Origin of the sequence: Paenibacillus timonensis (assembly GCF_022427145.1) — a bacterium.
Classification (GTDB): domain Bacteria; phylum Bacillota; class Bacilli; order Paenibacillales; family Paenibacillaceae; genus Fontibacillus; species Fontibacillus timonensis.
In genome coordinates this window covers 1-763 of record NZ_JAKSXN010000152.1, presented here as the reverse complement: position 1 = coordinate 763, position 763 = coordinate 1, and the positions used below count along the sequence as shown (strand labels likewise).

Genomic DNA, 763 nt, shown 5'->3' with positions numbered 1-763 from the left:
TTAATGGCTTAAGCCAGTTGAGTACGCGAAGCGTGCGAAACAGAAAACCACCCGCTATGCGGGTGGTGTAGTCAAGGCTTATAGCAAAAAACCACCTGGTGCGTTCGTTATAATAGGAGTGTTCAAGCTACTATGTATAACGAAAGGAGAAGGTGGTTTAATGGCTAGTCGAAATGATATGGCACATACGAAATGGATGTGTAAATATCATATCGTGTTCACCCCAAAGTATAGACGAAAAGCAATGTACAATCAATACAAAGAGAGCATCCGGGATATCCTGAAGCAACTGTGTAATTACAAGGGAGTGGAGATTCTGGAAGGGCATCTCATGCCCGACCATATCCACATGCTAGTGAGTATTCCACCGAAAATGAGCGTATCCAGCTTCATGGGATACCTCAAGGGGAAAAGTGCCCTGATGATCTTCGATAAGCATGCAAATCTGAAATATAAGTACGGAAATCGTCACTTCTGGGCGGAAGGTTACTATGTGAGCACGGTCGGTCTGAATGAAGCAACGATCCGTAAATATATTCAGGAGCAGGAAAGTCATGATATTGCACTGGATAAGCTTAGCGTGAAGGAGTATGAGAATCCCTTCAAGGGATAGCTGGTATTAAACGCACCCCTTGAGGGGTAGGCAAAAGCGGCAAAGGCATAGTAGCTTGAACGAAGTGAAAGCTAGCGCCTTTAGACGCGAGCCGGTAATAAAGGCTTATAGCCTTAGAGCAAACCACCCGTTTGACGGGTGGTCATGATT

Annotated in this window: 1 protein-coding gene; it reads left to right on the top strand. The window is 45.1% G+C overall.

Annotation, left to right across the window (positions count from 1 at the left end; all coding sequences use genetic code 11):
• The first annotated feature begins 160 nt into the window (after positions 1-160).
• The gene (gene tnpA, locus MJ257_RS24620; protein WP_240271803.1) at positions 161-613 is read left to right on the top strand and encodes an IS200/IS605 family transposase; all 453 of its coding nucleotides are present in this window, start codon (positions 161-163) and stop codon (positions 611-613) included.
• Positions 614-763: the final 150 nt, after the last annotated feature.

Bases quoted from the DNA above. Each gene is read 5' to 3' on its own strand.
- tnpA (WP_240271803.1), top strand. From the start codon at position 161: ATGGCTAGTCGAAATGATATGGCACATACGAAATGGATGTGTAAATAT.